This window comes from Microcoleus asticus IPMA8 (genome assembly GCF_013179805.1).
Taxonomy (GTDB): Bacteria; Cyanobacteriota; Cyanobacteriia; order Cyanobacteriales; family Microcoleaceae; genus Microcoleus; species Microcoleus asticus.
Genome location: NZ_SRRZ01000156.1, coordinates 1 through 15,672, shown reverse-complemented (window position 1 = coordinate 15,672; position 15,672 = coordinate 1). Strand labels below are relative to the sequence as shown.

The 15,672-nt window shown below is 44.8% G+C and carries 14 protein-coding genes and 1 riboswitch; of the genes, 9 read left to right on the top strand and 5 right to left on the bottom strand.

Annotation, left to right across the window (positions count from 1 at the left end; translation table 11 throughout):
• Window positions 1-726: 726 nt before the first annotated feature.
• Window positions 727-871: riboswitch (cobalamin riboswitch) on the bottom strand.
• A 150-nt stretch (window positions 872-1,021) separates the two neighbouring features.
• Together E5S67_RS28130 and E5S67_RS28125 are read left to right on the top strand one after the other, a co-directional pair.
• A complete protein-coding gene (locus tag E5S67_RS28130) occupies window positions 1,022-1,213 on the top strand; it encodes a hypothetical protein (RefSeq protein WP_172192218.1) in 192 nt (63 codons plus the stop codon).
• An 86-nt stretch (window positions 1,214-1,299) separates the two neighbouring features.
• Window positions 1,300-1,767 (top strand): hypothetical protein, encoded by a 468-nt coding sequence (locus E5S67_RS28125; RefSeq protein ID WP_172192216.1) that lies wholly within the window; start codon window positions 1,300-1,302, stop codon window positions 1,765-1,767.
• A gap of 79 nt (window positions 1,768-1,846) precedes the next feature.
• Here E5S67_RS28125 and thiO read toward each other — a convergent pair whose 3' ends face one another.
• Together thiO and E5S67_RS28115 are read right to left on the bottom strand one after the other, a co-directional pair.
• The gene (gene thiO, locus E5S67_RS28120; RefSeq protein ID WP_172192214.1) at window positions 1,847-2,944 is read right to left on the bottom strand and encodes a glycine oxidase ThiO; all 1,098 of its coding nucleotides are present in this window, start codon (window positions 2,942-2,944) and stop codon (window positions 1,847-1,849) included.
• Between the two features lie 151 nt (window positions 2,945-3,095).
• Entirely contained in the window at window positions 3,096-3,434 is a 339-nt protein-coding gene (locus tag E5S67_RS28115; protein WP_172192212.1) for a 2Fe-2S iron-sulfur cluster-binding protein, read from the bottom strand.
• A 117-nt stretch (window positions 3,435-3,551) separates the two neighbouring features.
• Here E5S67_RS28115 and cimA point away from each other — a divergent pair, with 117 nt between their 5' ends.
• Window positions 3,552-5,165, top strand: coding sequence for a citramalate synthase (gene cimA / locus E5S67_RS28110; protein ID WP_172192210.1), 1,614 nt, complete (start codon window positions 3,552-3,554; stop codon window positions 5,163-5,165).
• Between the two features lie 100 nt (window positions 5,166-5,265).
• On the opposite strand, the gene E5S67_RS28105 is transcribed toward cimA, so the two are convergent.
• Together E5S67_RS28105 and E5S67_RS28100 are read right to left on the bottom strand one after the other, a co-directional pair.
• Window positions 5,266-7,476, bottom strand: coding sequence for a peptidase domain-containing ABC transporter (locus tag E5S67_RS28105; protein WP_172192208.1), 2,211 nt, complete (start codon window positions 7,474-7,476; stop codon window positions 5,266-5,268).
• 486 nt (window positions 7,477-7,962) lie between these two features.
• Window positions 7,963-8,190, bottom strand: a complete 228-nt coding sequence (locus E5S67_RS28100; RefSeq protein WP_172192206.1) for a secretion protein HlyD — start codon at window positions 8,188-8,190, stop codon at window positions 7,963-7,965.
• Window positions 8,191-8,529: 339 nt separating this feature from the next.
• Between E5S67_RS28100 and E5S67_RS28095 the strand changes: the two genes are divergently transcribed.
• From E5S67_RS28095 to E5S67_RS28075, 6 genes are all read left to right on the top strand, one after another.
• Window positions 8,530-9,645 carry an HlyD family secretion protein gene (locus E5S67_RS28095; protein WP_172192204.1) on the top strand — a complete coding sequence of 372 codons (1,116 nt, stop codon included), beginning with the start codon at window positions 8,530-8,532 and terminating at the stop codon, window positions 9,643-9,645.
• Window positions 9,646-9,793: 148 nt separating this feature from the next.
• Window positions 9,794-10,804, top strand: coding sequence for a tryptophan--tRNA ligase (gene trpS / locus E5S67_RS28090; protein WP_172192202.1), 1,011 nt, complete (start codon window positions 9,794-9,796; stop codon window positions 10,802-10,804).
• A 124-nt stretch (window positions 10,805-10,928) separates the two neighbouring features.
• Window positions 10,929-11,819, top strand: a complete 891-nt coding sequence (locus E5S67_RS28085) for a methylenetetrahydrofolate reductase (RefSeq protein ID WP_172192200.1) — start codon at window positions 10,929-10,931, stop codon at window positions 11,817-11,819.
• A 113-nt stretch (window positions 11,820-11,932) separates the two neighbouring features.
• Window positions 11,933-12,127 (top strand): hypothetical protein, encoded by a 195-nt coding sequence (locus E5S67_RS33695; protein ID WP_246277014.1) that lies wholly within the window; start codon window positions 11,933-11,935, stop codon window positions 12,125-12,127.
• Window positions 12,128-12,138: 11 nt separating this feature from the next.
• Complete coding sequence (locus E5S67_RS28080; RefSeq protein ID WP_246277013.1) at window positions 12,139-12,531, top strand: Uma2 family endonuclease; 393 nt, start codon at window positions 12,139-12,141, stop codon at window positions 12,529-12,531.
• A 63-nt stretch (window positions 12,532-12,594) separates the two neighbouring features.
• On the top strand, window positions 12,595-14,259 hold the full coding sequence (locus E5S67_RS28075) for a mucoidy inhibitor MuiA family protein (RefSeq protein ID WP_172192198.1): 1,665 nt from the start codon (window positions 12,595-12,597) through the stop codon (window positions 14,257-14,259).
• A 680-nt stretch (window positions 14,260-14,939) separates the two neighbouring features.
• Here the strand turns inward: E5S67_RS28075 and E5S67_RS28070 are convergent.
• On the bottom strand, window positions 14,940-15,672 hold a 733-nt coding region (locus E5S67_RS28070), incomplete at its 5' end, for a diguanylate cyclase (protein ID WP_172192196.1).

The window sequence follows — 15,672 nt, the reverse complement described above, 5'->3', positions numbered from 1 at the left end:
AACTCGTAATAAGCGTCACTTTTATCAACGTGGTCTCAGAGCTGCAACCTTGCTCCGGCAAGGTTCCTAGCTATATTTGTCACCCCCCCAGCTTTGAGTTATGTCGCAAAGCTGAAATTCAGCCCAACGTTGACGTACTTGCTCATAACAAACGGCAAGAGTAATTGCTAATCGTTGCAGTAAATCGATTTCTATTTAACCGTGACCTATTAGCAGAATAATAATTTATTGGGTGGGATTGTAGGTCGCAATGATTTCAAGCAAAATTGAGATAGCGGATGCCTCTCTTGACGGTCGTTACAGATAATCTGTTAGCGATAATTCAGTTAGGAATTGCAAGTGATGCGGAACCGTATTGACAGCGAAAATATACTGAAACTGAGTTGAGACCATTACAGGGTATTATTTGCAAAAAGTAGCGCCAAACTACAGTGAAATAATTCAGATATTGCACATTTAAATTGTATATTTGGGGCGGCGTCGGGGCAATGGCATACTCATGGTTTAATTATTTGTTGATGTGCAACTTAAATGCTGATTAGCTTAGCAATTGGTGGACGATAGCCTAGTCTTCATAGTCATGAATAAACTATTACTTGACTAAAAATCTATCAGGAATAAGTGAAATCTAATCAATATCTTTCTAAGTGAATAGACCGCTCGCCATAATACATTAATTTTGAGAATGCTGAATTAACGATCATCTATGCCTCTTAGACGAAAAAGAACAGGTTTGGGATATCGGCGGGCATTCTGACTAAGAGACTGTATAATCTCATCACATTTGCGGGACAGCGCCGGATCTACGCCGGACTTTCGCCGTTTCTTCCAACGGTTTTTTTTCGTTGGAACCGATTTTTGCACATTTATGAGGTTATCACAACTCTGGTTTGTTTGCAGAAAAAACTGTGAAGCGTGCCAGCAGCCGAACAAATCGCTGCACCGGAAGGCATTAATATGATTGGTTGGTTGCACGATCGGCGTTCGGTAATCTAAGCCAGTATTGTTGCTTGTATCGTCTGTGGCACACTTTACCGTTGCGGGTTCTACCCCCAACTCGATCGCAGGTTCAAAAGTTGGGCTACTCCCGAAAACTTGTGATTTGCGGGCTATAGGGGCGATCGACAAACAGCCCGCCCTGGAAACCAAAGCTGACAAAACATCCACAACTTTTTGCTTGATTCTGTATCTACTCCTGAAGACGGGAATTTGAGAAATAATCGCACTTGCTGGCGATCGTTTTTGTGCTCGGAGCTCTAACTTGCTACAATCTAATCGCACACGCGACTAAAAGGGATTATGACCGAACTATTAGATGAGACGCTTTCTATTGAAATAGCGGCGCGCATCAAAAGCAACCGTAAAAACTGCTTTGACAACGCTTGTAAAGCAGCATTAGCTACCGAGGGGGCAATTTATGTTCAAGGATTTTTAGCTGTGCCCGGAGCACCGTATAAACCCATTGAGTATAGCTGGATTGAACTCGACGAGCGAATTGTTGACCCAACCTTTCCCCATCTCGGTTTAATCGCTCAAGACATTCATTACTTCCCTGTACAGCGCTTCAGCGTCAAGAAACTCAAAGCAATCCTAGAAGAATCAAAAGAAGATTATCCTGAAGACGACCCGCTGCCAGTTTATGGCAATCAACCTTATGAATATTACGGCGATTTGATGTTAGGCGGTAGCGATTACCAAAATGCTTACTATTTGGCTGCCGCTAAATGCAGGGAATTGAACCAACCCAAAAAACAGGATGCGAACTAATCAGGACTAAGGCAAAAAAATGGTGGGACGCGCTACTTACAGCGGTAAGGTGCGCACTGCGCACCCTACATAGCGAGGTTCAAGTAAGTTCTGAAGATCCAAACCTCGAATAATTAAAAGCAGCCAATAACGGATCGGATTTCTGATTGCAAATTAAATCAGCCAACAATTTAGCCGTCACCGGAGCCAACAAAATGCCATTGCGGTAATGCCCCGCAGCCAGCGTCAAATTCTCCCAAGCACTAGCACCCATAATCGGCAACTCATCAGGAGTAGCCGGCCGAAATCCCCACCAAAACTCCAGAATCGGATAATTTTGTAATTCTGGATATAACTTAATAGCTCCTGCTAGCAAACTTTGCATTCCCGCAGGCGTATTTCCAGGCGTAAAATCTACATTTTCGCTAGTTGCGCCTATAATAATTCTGCCATCTTGACGCGGCACAATATAAATGCCAGTCCCGAATAAAACTGTTTGCAGCGGCTGCATCACTCCACTATTTTCTGGTACGCATACTGACAGCATTTGCCCCTTTATTGGATAAACAGGAATATTCAATAATTTCTCAGACCAAGCACCTGCCGCCAAAATATAACGGTCAGCTTGTAATTTTCCTGCCGTTGTTTCCACTCTACAAACTCGGTTTTCCTGCCGAATAATTTCCTCGGCACTGCCTTGAATAATATCAATTTTTAATTCTTTACTTGCAACTTGAAGCGTCCGAAATAAAGCGCGGTTGTCAACTTGAGCGTCATCAGGATACCACCAACCGCCCATTACTTCTTGACCCAATCCAAACTGGTGCTGGTGAACAGCATCTCTGTCCAACCATTGATAATTAAGGTTTGACAAAAGCGGCTTTTCTTGAGGCTCATTTTGACACACGGGCGCGAGAATCCCCGATCGCCAATATCCCGTTTTCAATCCGGTAATATCTTCTAGCCGTTCCACCCAGGCGGCATACAGTGCGCGGCTTTGCAAGCACAAATCCAGCATCGGACTGGGAGGAATTCGTTCGGCTTGTGGGGCAAGCATTCCAGCGGCAGCCCGGGCGGTCGGTTGTTTAGAATCGGCTGTGAGAACAGCGACAGATGCCCCTCGCAATTTCAGTTCAACTGCTAGCGAAAGACCGATTATTCCGCCGCCAATAATCAGAATATCTTTAGATGAATTCATTGACTTTTATATGGACTTTCTGGCTTTTTTGACCTCTCGGCTTTCTTTATGGTAAGGTGCCGAGTGTGCACCTTAGAGTTAGAATTCTTGCGCAAGTCTTACATATTATCTTGCAAGGCGATCGTCCTATCTGCCTTCCTTAACAAAAAATCTATGCTTGGGGTTTCCAGACAGTTTCAGAACCCTGGCCCCAGAAACCGTCATATTTTGTCACCTTAATATCGCCTAAAACCTTGGTTTGGCAGGACAAGCGGCGGTTGGAGGCGGAAGAATGGGGAGGAACCGAAAGTCGGGCTTTTTCGCGCCACTGAGACTCGGAAACTTCGCCTTCGACGGTGACAGCGCAGGTGCCGCAAGTGCCGAGGCCGTGGCAGTTGATAACTTTGGCGTTGCCGTTGTAGAGATCGATGTCGTTTTTGAGCAAAACTTCACGGAGATTGGCTCCGCGATCGCACTCAAATGTTTTTCCTTGCGCTTGTACCTTGACCACAGTAATTTACCCCTGTTAGATTTATGTTAATTTTCATATATATTATCGCATTAATTTCAAATAAATCCATCTAATATAGTAAGTGATATATTACCAATTTATCGATCGCAATTTCCCATGACAAATCGGCTCTGGATCTACGATACCACGCTGCGAGACGGTGCTCAGTGCGAGGGACTCTGCTTATCTCTCGAAGATAAACTGCGAATTGCTCGGCAATTAGACACTTTAGGAATTCCCTTTATTGAAGGCGGCTGGCCGGGGGCGAATCCTAAAGACGTACAATTTTTTTGGCGGCTCAAAGAACAGCCCCTAACTCAAGCAGAAGTTGTAGCTTTTTGTTCGACAAGGCGGCCGGGAACAACAGCAGCCAATGATGAAATGTTGCAGGCTATTTTGTCCGCCGGTACTCGCTGGGTGACACTGTTTGGTAAGTCGTGGGATTTGCACGTTATTGAAAGTTTGAAGACGACGCTAGAAGAAAATCTGGCAATGATTCGAGATACAATTGAATATTTGCGGAGTCAGGGAAGGCGCGTTATTTACGATGCCGAACACTGGTTTGACGGCTACAAGCACAATCGAGATTATGCTATTAAAACTTTAGAAGTGGCGGCGGATGCCGGTGCAGAATGGCTGGTGCTTTGCGATACTAACGGCGGTACTTTGCCTCACGAAATTAGTCAGGTTGTTCGCGAGGTTCTAGAAGCTTTAGGAACCAATCGCGAAAAATCTTTACAGTTAGGAGTTCACACTCACAACGACTCGGGAGTTGCGGTTGCTAATGCTTTGGCTGCTGTGCGGGAAGGAGTGACGATGGTACAGGGAACTATTAACGGTTACGGCGAACGCTGCGGCAATGCTAATTTATGTTCGTTGATTCCTAATTTTCAGCTCAAGTTGGGTTATGATTGCATTCAAGACGAGCAATTAGTTAGATTAACTCAAGTAAGTCGATCGGTTAGCGAAATTGTCAATCTTGCTCCCGATGACCGTGCTCCTTTTGTCGGCCTTTCCGCTTTTGCTCACAAGGGCGGAATTCACGTATCGGCGGTTGAGAAAAATCCGCTGACTTACGAACACTTGGAACCAGAAAAAATCGGCAACTGTCGCCGCATTGTGATTTCCGATCAAGCTGGTTTGAGCAATGTTTTGGCGAAGGCTCGGACTTTTGGCATTGAACTCGATCGCAAAAATCCTGCTTGCCGCCAAATTCTGGAAAAATTGAAAGATTTGGAAAGCCAGGGATATCAATTTGAGGGTGCTGAGGCGTCTTTTGAATTGTTAATGCGGGAAGCCTTGGAACAACGGCCGCCGTGGTTTGAAATTAAGGGATTTCAAGTCCACTGCGATAAGGTTGGCGAAGACTGTATGGCTTTGGCAACAGTGAAATTGTCAGTAAACGGGACAAATATTTTGGAAGCTGCGGAAGGAAACGGCCCGGTTTCGGCTTTGGATGCGGCTTTGCGGAAAGCTTTAGTGAACTTTTATCCCGCCATCGCCCATTTTTACTTGACAGATTACAAGGTACGGATTCTTGACGGCGGTGCGGGAACTTCTGCTAAAACTCGCGTCTTGGCTGAGTTTAGTAACGGTCAAGACCGCTGGACAACTGTCGGGGTTTCTGGTAATATTTTGGATGCTTCTTGTCAGGCAGTTGTTGAAGGTTTGGAGTACGGTTTGGTGCTAGAAAATCAAGAGGCGATCGCCCTAGTTTGCCGGGTACATTAACCAAGCCTTTGTAGGGACACGGCAATGCCGTGTCCCTAGGGAGTTAGGATTATTTAATCTATAAATTGAGAGATTATATGCTGACGCACCCTACAAGTTTTCAAGGTTCCAAAAACTCTAAATGATCTCCGGGAATCGATCGCAATTTTGCAGCCGATCCTTGCAGTTTCAACCTGCCGCGCTCTAACATGATAATCCAATCGGCGCGATCGATCACTCGCGGTCTGTGGCTGATAAAAATCGTCGTTTTCCCGTGCCGGTACATCAATAAATTTTCTAAGACTTCCGCTTCGCTTGCGGGGTCAAGCCCTGCGGTAGATTCGTCTAAAATCAATACGGGCGGGTTGTTGAGAATGGCGCGGGCGATCGCCAATCTCTGTCTTTGTCCGCCAGAAATATTCGCTCCAAACTCCCCTAAAACTGTTTGATATTTATCAGGTAATTGGCTGATAAATTCATCCGCACCCGCAATCTTACACGCTTTCACAATCTGTTCAAAGCTAATTTCTGGACTTCCCAAACGAAAATTTTCGAGAATCGAACGGCTCCAAAAATGCGCTTCTTGAGGAACCAATACTACCTGCTGTCTCAGACTGTCAAGAGACAAATCCTGCAAGTTGTAACCGCCAATTCTAATATTACCCGATTGCAGCGGATACAGACCAGCAATTACTTTAGCTAGCGTACTTTTTCCGCAGCCGGAATAGCCGATCAAAGCAATTGCTTGACCGCCGGGAAACGTGACGGAAAAATTTTCCAGCAAGTCAAGTCTGCCGGGGTAGTGAAAACTAACACCCTTGCAAACAATACCGTCGCGGTCCTGAATGGTTACAAAAGGTTTATTACTATCGTTTTTAGTTTCCGGTTCAGCGTCGATGACTTCCGAAAGCCGTTGAGTTGCTGTCTGGACGCGAGTCATTTCATCCGAAAATCCGACTAAGGAATTAACCCAAGTAGTAACGTTTTGATTCATGCTAATAAACGCTAGCAACTGACCGATACTCAATACCTTGTCAATCACCAAACCGCTGCCCAACCACAGCAGAGTAATGCTGCCAGCCGAGGCAATAAAACCGGAAAATATATTGTTGAGAATGCCGATTTGCGTAGTGCGGAAAGTGAGATTAGCTAAGCGGCCGAAGCGGCTTTGAAATTCTTCCCAAAGTTCCTGGGTACTGCTAGTAGTTTTGACAGTCAGCGCGCCTTTAAAAGTTTCTACTAAAACGCCTTGAGTTTCTGCTTCCAGCACAAATAAACTGCGCGTTTTGTGCTGCAAAACGGGCAGAAACACTACTGTAGAGGCAGTCATTAACACAGCAATCACTGTAGCTGCCAGCGTCAATTCCTTGCTGTAAAACAGCATAAAAATAAAAGAAACTATAGCTATAAAAAATTGACTGGGCAAGCTGATAGCGACTTGAGAAACTAATTTATTTATTTCTTGGATATCTTGTAATCTACTGACGATTTCGCCGCTGCGTCTGGTTTCGTAAAAACTCAAAGGCAATCGCAGGAATTTGCGCGCGAATTCCATCACTAATCCCAACTCTAAACGCTGGGAAAACTGAGCAATTAAGTTGGACTGTACCAATCCTAAACTGCTGCTAAACAGGTTCATAACTATAACTGCGATCGCCACACTCCCCAGGAGCTGTCTGTCGCCCCGCACCAGGATGTCGTCGGTGAGCAGTTGAACTAGAAAAGGCGAAGAAATCGACAGCAAACCCAACACTGCATTCAGCAAAAATGCTTCCATTAAAATCTGGCGGTAAATCCCAATCCGGCGCATCCATTTTTGTAAGGAATTGGCGGGGGGTTGACCGTCTGCTGCGGCAAAAAACCGTTGCGGATCGGGTTCTACTAGCAAGCACAGCCAATCTGTCCAAGCTGCTGCTAATTCTGCTTTAGAAACATAGCGCATACCGACAGCCGGATCGCCGATCGCATATTTGTTGCCCTGTTTGCCGTACAAAACAACCCAGTGATAGCCGTTCCAGTGAATAATCATCGGTAGAGGGGCATCATCGAGCTTGTCTAAAATTGCAGCGGCCGCTCGCACAGATCGAGCATTAAAGCCGATCGCCTCAGCACCTTGTTTCAAGCCCAGTAAAGTCGTCCCTTGTTGCCCAGTGCCGACAAATTCTCGCAAACGGCTAATTGTAAAATTTAGTCCGTAAAATTTGGCGATCGAAGCCAGACAAGCCGCGCCGCAATCTTCTTCGCTCTGCTGGAGCACAACCTGATATTTCATCAACCTATTTACTCGTCCGGAGAAAGGCATTTCTCGGATAAAAGGAATATTCTTTAACATTTGGCAAAATGAATAATGAGTAGAGCCTAATGAACATTACCCCTCACCGAGTACCCAATCAGAACAAAGCACCCATAAACTTATGGGTGCTTTATTAATTCACATCAATAGATCGAGCTGAATTGACAGAACTGAACTTTACCAGTAGCGAGCTACTGCTCTGAAAGTACCATCACAATTCCGGCGGTACACAATGTGACGTGTTGCACGGTAACAGTTGGAGTTGTATCTCGTCGAATAATAGTAGCCACCGTTGACGCTCGCAGATTCTTCAGGGGTGACTTCAGTAAACAGTGAGGTGTCTGTAGTTTTTTGCATGATAGACTCCGTTTGGTTGATGAAATTGGGTGAATACAAACTAGAAACTATTGAATTTTTCTAGTATCGTTTAACTACTAATCTATATTTCTCAAATGCCGATCGTTCTCCGGAATATTACGGATAAACTTTCAAAGTTTAGCCGATCGCACAACCTGACTCAGCTATCTAAACCACAAGGGTTTTGTAAGGGCGATCGCGGCGAGGATCGTACAGATAAAGCTGGCTAGGCGGCGGCAGGAAAAACAGCATATTGAGGCTATTGCTGCTGCTGTTATCGGTCTGGCTGCTGCTGTTAGCCCCGCTGACACCGCTGGTAATGCTGCCACCGCTGACAGTAGCAGATTCTAGATCGGTTAGTTCGGTCAAGAGTGAATGTTGTTGATTTTCTGACATAAAGAACTCCTATTAATACCTATGTACTTACTTACTACCTACAGATATATGAAAAACCCGGTAACAGCGTCAAAACTTATTGCTGAAAAGCCATAATTTCATAAGTCTTGCCCGCTGGCTTCACTCCTGTTGATGTTTGGCGAAGTTTGTGGGTAGAGACGCCAAAGCTGTGCGGATTTTTACATTGACCCTGTGAATTTTGATTTAGACTTCTAAACCTATTCTTGGTTTCCGGAAAGCCGATCGTAAAGGTGACAAAAGAAATAAGCGATCGATCTCTGCCTCTCCCCCAACTCAAAACTCCAAACTCCAAAGTATTCCCCTCTCCCCCTTGCCGCCATGTCTCTCACTCCCGAAGCCACACCCGCTGAAACCTTTGATAACGACCAGTTTTTGCCCCCTGTCAGCCGCTGGACGACTTTGGGAGGCATTTTGATGGTGGCGACCTTTGGCGGGGCGATCGCCCTCGCTAGCGTCACCAAATACAGCGCTACAGTCAAAGCAGACGCGATCGTCCGTCCAGCCGGAGAAGTGCGCGTCGTGCAAGCAGCCACCGAAGGAAGCGTCGAAAGCATTGCTGTCAGCGAGAATCAGATAGTAAAAGAAGGAGATGCGATCGCAGTTGTAGACGCTTCGCGTTTGGACGCTCAAAAAAAGCAGTTACAAGAAATAATTAATCAGTCTCAAACAGCAGCACAGCAAATCAACCAGCAACTGCGCGACTTAGAAAATCAAATTTTGGCCAGCGCCCAATTTAAAAGCATCCAAAATGAAAGTTCCGCCCAACAGGAATTAATCGAATCAGCTTTAGTAAAATTCGCCACCTCGCTACCGGATGTCGCCGAAAGACTGGGCAGAAGTCGGCGGGTTTTGCTAGTCAAGCGATCGTCCATTCAACAACAATTAATTCAAGCTAAAAAAGAACTCAATCAAATTGAGTTAAAACTCGAAAATAGCGTGATCCGCACGCCCACGGATGGTACAATTCTCAGATTGGAAGTACGAAATACGGGTCAAACCGTACAAGCCGGCAGCGCGATCGCCCAAATCGTCCCCAGCGACGTACCCCTGGTAGTCAAAGCCAAGGTGACATCCCAAGACATCGCCCGCATCCAAATCGGCCAACCCGTACAGATCAGGATTTCGGCTTTGCCTTTCCCCGATTACGGTACATTAAAAGGAACTGTCAGCGAAATCGCCCCAGATGCGATCGCCACTCAAAATCCCACTAATAATTTAGGTACAGCTTATTACGAAGTAGCAATTAAGCCCGAACAAACTTATTTAACAAAACTCAAATCTACTAGCGGCCAATTCTTCGGAACCCCCCAAGCCAACGTCCCCCGCCAGTATTCGATTCAATCGGGAATGGAGGGCAGAGCCGATATTATTACCGGCGAAGAAACTGTTCTGACATTTGTTTTGCGCAAAGCAAGGTTGCTGACAGATTGGTAATTAGTCAGTTGTCAGTTGTCAGTTGTCAGCAGTCAACAGTCAGCAGTCAACAGTCAACAGTCAACAGTCAACCGCCAGAAAATTAGAGGCTCTGAAATTGAAATAACGTGTCAATATAGAAATGTGAGTTCAATTCTATTCTTTCCTCATGGGCAAACAGCGCGTTCTTTCGGGAGTTCAGCCAACCGGCAATCTTCACCTCGGCAATTATCTCGGTGCCATTCGCAACTGGGTAGAAGGTCAAAGTCAGTACGAAAATTACTTCTGCGTAGTCGATTTGCACGCAATTACCGCACCGCACAATCCAGCAACTCTAGCCTCCGACACTTACACGATCGCCGCACTCTATTTAGCTTGCGGCATCGATTTAGAATATTCTACTATTTTCGTGCAATCCCACGTCTCGGCGCACACAGAACTAGCATGGTTGCTCAACTGTATTACGCCGATTAACTGGCTCGAAGATATGATTCAGTTTAAAGAAAAAGCAGTTAAACAAGGCGAAAATGTCAACGCCGGTTTGCTAAATTATCCCGTGTTAATGGCAGCAGACATTTTGCTTTACGATGCCGACCAAGTGCCAGTGGGAGAAGACCAAAAACAGCATTTGGAACTCACCCGCGATATAGTCATCAGATTAAATCACCAATTCGGCACACCCGAAAAGCCAGTATTGAAACTTCCCGAACCGTTAATTCGGACTGACGGTGCGAGGGTGATGAGTTTGACTGACGGCACGCGCAAAATGTCGAAATCTGACCCTTCCGAACAAAGTCGAATTAATTTATTGGATTCGCCAGATACGATCGCCAAAAAAATCAAGCGCTGCAAAACAGATGCCGTGCGGGGTTTGACTTTTGACGACCCCGATCGCCCCGAAGCTAGAAATTTGCTGACACTTTATCTCCTGCTTTCCGGCAAATCTAAGGAAGAAGTAGCAACAGAGTGTGAAAACATGGGTTGGGGAGATTTTAAACCCTTGCTGACAGAGACTACAATTAGTGCTCTCAAACCAATTCAGGATAAATACAAGGAAATCATGGACGATCCGGGATATTTAGAGTCTGTACTGCGTCGCGGAAGAGAACAAGCAGAAGCTATTGCTAATCAAACACTAACTAAGGTTAAGACAGCTTTCGGTTATTCTTTACCTGTTTAGTTGTTAGTTGTGAGTTGTTATTGGTTACTGGTTAAGAATGACAACTGCCAACTGCCCACTAACAACTGCCAACTGTCAACTGTCAACTCTCAAATAACAAATAACCAATAACAGACAAATAATCATGAACCGTTTGCGCACAGCCTGCACCACCCCCGGAGAATTTATAATTACTGCCGAAGTTGCCCCGCCAAAAGGCGGCGACATAACTCACACAATTCAAATGGCTGAACGCCTCAAAAACAGAGTTCATGCAATTAATGTCACAGACGGGAGTCGCGCAGTCTTGCGAATGTGCCCCCTAGCAGTTTCGGCGATTTTAGTGCAGCACGGAATTGAGCCAATTTGTCAAGTTGCTTGTCGCGATCGCAATCTAATTGGCTTGCAAGCGGATCTCATGGGAGCCCACGCTTTAGGCATTCGCAATGTATTAGCACTTACAGGCGATCCCGTCAAAGCGGGCGACCATCCTAAAGCAAAAAGTGTATTCGATTTGGAATCAGTTCGGCTGTTGCAAGTTATTCAAAAAATGAACGGCGGCCAAGACTGGAATGACAAACCTTTAACAGACGGAGTTACCGATTTATTTGTCGGTGCTGCCGTCGATCCGCAATGCCCCAGTTTGTCTGGTTTGCAAAGTCGATTTGAGAAAAAATTAGAAGCAGGAGCACAGTTTTTTCAAAGTCAATTAATTACAGACTTTGAACTTTTAGATAAGTTTATGCACAATATTGCTGCTGGCTGCAACAAACCCATTTTAGCAGGAATTTTTCTATTTAAATCAGCTAAAAATGCTGAATTTATTAAAAAATACGTGCCGGGAGTTCATATTCCGCAAGAGACGATCGACCGTTTGGCTAAAGCTCCAGAACCATTACAGGAAGGCATAAAAATTGCGGCCGAACAAGTCAAGCTAGCGCGGCAGATTTGTCAAGGAGTTCACATGATGGCCGTCAAACGAGAAGATTTAATTCCTCAAATTTTGGATTTGGCAGGAATCGAGCCAGTGAGCTAAAATTAACCGTCGGGGCGGGTTTTACCAATTATCAATTCCTAAAAATAAGGATTTCGTAAACTCGTAAACCCGCCCACTCCCGCGCTACCATTTTGAACATCAATAAAACAATCATGCTTCAAACTGCAGACAATCCAACCACTTCTCCCGCAGTCGAACAACGTTTCACTTGGCGCGGTTTTACATGGCATCGATTCAAGACCATTCAAGCTGGTTTTGAAGACGTGCCGAATGTACGCTTATTTTATTGCGATGGAGTTTTAGAAATTGTGGTACTGGAAGGTTGCATGAAGCAATTATGTGTTTGATGGGCTTGCTAATGGGACAGTATTTTCTGCAAAGAAGAATTGTATTTTTTCCCAGCGGTACTTATAGTCGGATTGTCGAAGATCGAGTCGAGTATCAGACAGATTTGTCTTATTGTTCCGGAACTATTAAAGATGTTCCAGATTTATGTATTGAGATTGTTATCACTAGCGGTAGTCCGATTAAGCTTCAGAAATACCGACTGATGGGAGTCCCGGAAGTCTGGTTTTGGGAAGATGGCACTCTAGAGCTTTACCATCTGCAAGATGAAGGTTACGATCGCATTGCTAGCAGTGAAATACTGCCGGAGTTAGACTTGTCTTTGCTTCAACGCTGCATATTGTTTGCTTCGCCTTTGGATGCGCTTGAGGAGTTTTCTAGAGGAATGGGCGATCGGGAAAATTGATCGATAAACTACTTTGAACAATGCTCGATCGACTAAACGGTTATTAAATAGGAGCAACTGGCAATGACTGACTCAGAAATCCTTAATTCTGATACCATCAAAACACTAGATAGTAGCATATCAGAAGTTACAGTTTACACCGATCGCGCGCTGGTGACGCGCCGCGGCACCGTGGCTTTGACGGGAAACGAGCGAGAATTGGCGATCGCCTCTCTCCCCGCAACCCTCGACACAGAGTCAGTCAGGGCTACGGGTGCGGGTACAGTTGCTGTGCGACTTTTGGGAGTGCGCAGCGAAACAGTGTTTAACAGTGAACCTGTGGACGATCGCACCGCCGAATTAACCCAACAAATCCAAGAATTAGAAACCCAAAAACGGGCAATTAACGACAAAATAACCGCCAGAAAAATTCAGCTCAAATTTGTTGAAGGTTTGAGCGAAAAAAGCGTCGGTTTCTTTTCCAGCAGCGTCGCCAAACAGCAGGTAGGTTTAAACGAAACAGGCGAATTGCTCAACTTTTTAGGAACCCATTACCTAAAATACGTAAGTGCGATCGCTCATCACGAAAGACAACAGCACGAATTAGACAAGCAAATAGAAGCTTTGCAGCAGCAGTTGTGGCAAGTACACACTCCCCATTCCCAGCAAAGTTTTAACATCATTGTCGCCATAGAAGCCAGCGGCAGCGGCAATTTTGAACTAGAAGTTTCCTATGTAGTAATGCGAGCTCGTTGGACTCCCCTTTACGACTTGCGAGTTAACACTACTAACAACCAAATTAATCTCAATTACCTAGCCGAAGTCAATCAAAATACAGGCGAAGATTGGACGGGAGTAGCGCTGACTTTATCTACAGCAAAACCCGGAATGGGAACTTTGCCACCAAAACTCCAACCCTGGTTTATCGATATTGTTCACCCAAAATCTGCTCAAAACCGAGAAGTTTTGATGAAACGCAGCCGACAGACTGAGAAAGCAGAAATGGCAATAGACTTTATGGAATTAGAGATGGAAGACGAGGTACCATTGCCAATGATGGCTATGGGCGGTGCTGCTGGCGCACCCGAACCGATAGACGCGACAACAGCGATCGCACAAGTATCTAAAGAAGGTGGCACCGTCTCATTTCAAGTAGGGGGAAATACTAATATTCCCAGCGACGGTACACCGCACAAAGTGACGATTTTCAGCGAAAATTATCCGTTTAAACCTGAATATATAGCCGTCCCGCGATTAGTCAGTTTTGCCTATTTGCAAGCAGTTGTTGTGAATCCGCTGACAGGCGCAACTCTGCTTCCCGGTAAAGCAAATATCTTTCGCGACAACACTTTTGTCGGTACTGTGCAGTTAGAAAATGTTTCCCCCGGGCAAGAATATAAAGTTAATTTAGGAATAGATGAACGGTTAAAAATAGAGCGGGAATTAGTGGAAAGACAAGTAGATAAAAAACTGATCGGCCAGCAGCGGCGTATGAGTTACGCTTATCGTTTAAATGTGACAAACTTGCATCAGGTGCAGGTACACCTAACACTAAAAGAGCAATTGCCAGTCAGCCGCAATGAACAAATTAAAGTGCGATCGACTCTCACTAATCCGAAGATAGTAGCAGGTGAAATGGGATTGCTAGAATGGATAATGTCTCTGCCCCCGCAAGCAAAGCAAGAGTTATATTATCAGTTTGTTGTCGAACATCCTCCAGATTTAGCAGTCACGGGTTTAGATATTTAATTCGGATTTACACTCTTAATCTGTAACGCCAGCTACAGCTTATACTAATCATGAAAAATATTGATACATATCAATTAGAGACGAGCATCTGTAGGGAAACGGTATTGCCGTGTCCGGCGAAGTTATCGGCGCATGAAAAATAATTTTTATAAGATTGAGAATTGTAGCAATTTTTTTTAAAACTGGTATTATTCCTCTTTCAGCAAACCCTATTTCCATCCTGCGATCAAACGCAGGATCTCAACCATCTGCGGAAGCTTCAGCGGAAGGAAGATGTCAAACTTTCATTAAGTAGCTCAACCTATTTAAAGGTAAAACTTTTAAGGTGTTTAGAAACCCGGAAGGGCCCGCACGCACCATCCAACGCCCCTACAGCAACCAAGTTTTTCAGTCTTATATTTTTTTAGGTGGAGTTATACTACTTCTGAAAAATATTGCTACATAGAAATTATAGGCAATCGTATGTAGGGAAACGGCACTGCCTTGTCCGGCGGGGGGTTGTGCAAATCAAAGATAATTTGTATAAGATTGGTAATTGTAGCAAGACTATTTCCAATTGGTATTACTTATCAAAAATTTGACTATCTAACTATCAACAAAAAACCAGGATGAATTACAACTGGCGAAAAATCTTGTCTAACGGTATAATTCCCCCTTCCTCAAAAAAACGCCCCGATTTTTCAACAACTTGTACTCCAGCGATCGCGCCCCTGTTGTTTAGCATGGTACAAAGCTTTGTCTGCATCGGCTACCAGTGTATCTGGTTGAACTTCCAAGGTGGGTATGAGTGAGGCAATACCCAAACTGACTGTGACGATCTCCTTCACGTCAGACTCTGCATGGGGAATCGCCAGATCGTGAATTCCTTGCTGAATGTTTTGTGCCACCTTAATCCCTCCTTTTAAATCCGTATTCGCCAGAAGTACCACAAATTCTTCTCCACCGTAACGCGCTGCTAAATCGGTGGGACGACGGACTACTTTTTGTAATGTTTGCCCTATTCTAATTAAGCAATCATCCCCAGCCAGATGACCGTAGTAGTCGTTGTAGGATTTGAATATATCAACGTCAAATAAAATTAGAGACAGTGGCTGCTTTTCTGGCGCTAGGCGTTGCCATTCACTTTGAAGGCGATTGTTGAAACAGCGACGGTTAGCCACCTGAGTCAAACCATCTAGATTTGCCAGTTCGTTTAATTTTTGATTGGCATCTTGGAGAGCCAATTCTATTTGTTTGCGGGCGGTAATATCACGGATAGTAACGGAAAAACCATCTCCTAGCTTGACTGCTGCGAAGTGCAACCAGCAAGATTTTTCTGATTCATAGTAAAAATCCTGTTCTAAAGATTCCCCCGTCTCGACAATATTAACGAAGCAATTAAATAGTTTTGGCTCAATATTAGTCAACAACTTT

Excerpts from the sequence above, each read along its gene's own strand:
- E5S67_RS28085 (WP_172192200.1), top strand. The coding sequence starts at position 10,929 with ATGAACCGTTTGCGCACAGCCTGCACCACCCCCGGAGAATTTATAATT.
- E5S67_RS33695 (WP_246277014.1), top strand. The coding sequence starts at position 11,933 with ATGCTTCAAACTGCAGACAATCCAACCACTTCTCCCGCAGTCGAACAA.
- E5S67_RS28100 (WP_172192206.1), bottom strand. The coding sequence starts at position 8,190 with ATGTCAGAAAATCAACAACATTCACTCTTGACCGAACTAACCGATCTA.
- trpS (WP_172192202.1), top strand. The coding sequence starts at position 9,794 with ATGGGCAAACAGCGCGTTCTTTCGGGAGTTCAGCCAACCGGCAATCTT.
- E5S67_RS28095 (WP_172192204.1), top strand. The coding sequence starts at position 8,530 with ATGTCTCTCACTCCCGAAGCCACACCCGCTGAAACCTTTGATAACGAC.
- E5S67_RS28105 (WP_172192208.1), bottom strand. The coding sequence starts at position 7,476 with ATGTTAAAGAATATTCCTTTTATCCGAGAAATGCCTTTCTCCGGACGA.
- cimA (WP_172192210.1), top strand. The coding sequence starts at position 3,552 with ATGACAAATCGGCTCTGGATCTACGATACCACGCTGCGAGACGGTGCT.
- E5S67_RS28080 (WP_246277013.1), top strand. The coding sequence starts at position 12,139 with ATGGGACAGTATTTTCTGCAAAGAAGAATTGTATTTTTTCCCAGCGGT.
- E5S67_RS28075 (WP_172192198.1), top strand. The coding sequence starts at position 12,595 with ATGACTGACTCAGAAATCCTTAATTCTGATACCATCAAAACACTAGAT.
- E5S67_RS28125 (WP_172192216.1), top strand. The coding sequence starts at position 1,300 with ATGACCGAACTATTAGATGAGACGCTTTCTATTGAAATAGCGGCGCGC.
- thiO (WP_172192214.1), bottom strand. The coding sequence starts at position 2,944 with ATGAATTCATCTAAAGATATTCTGATTATTGGCGGCGGAATAATCGGT.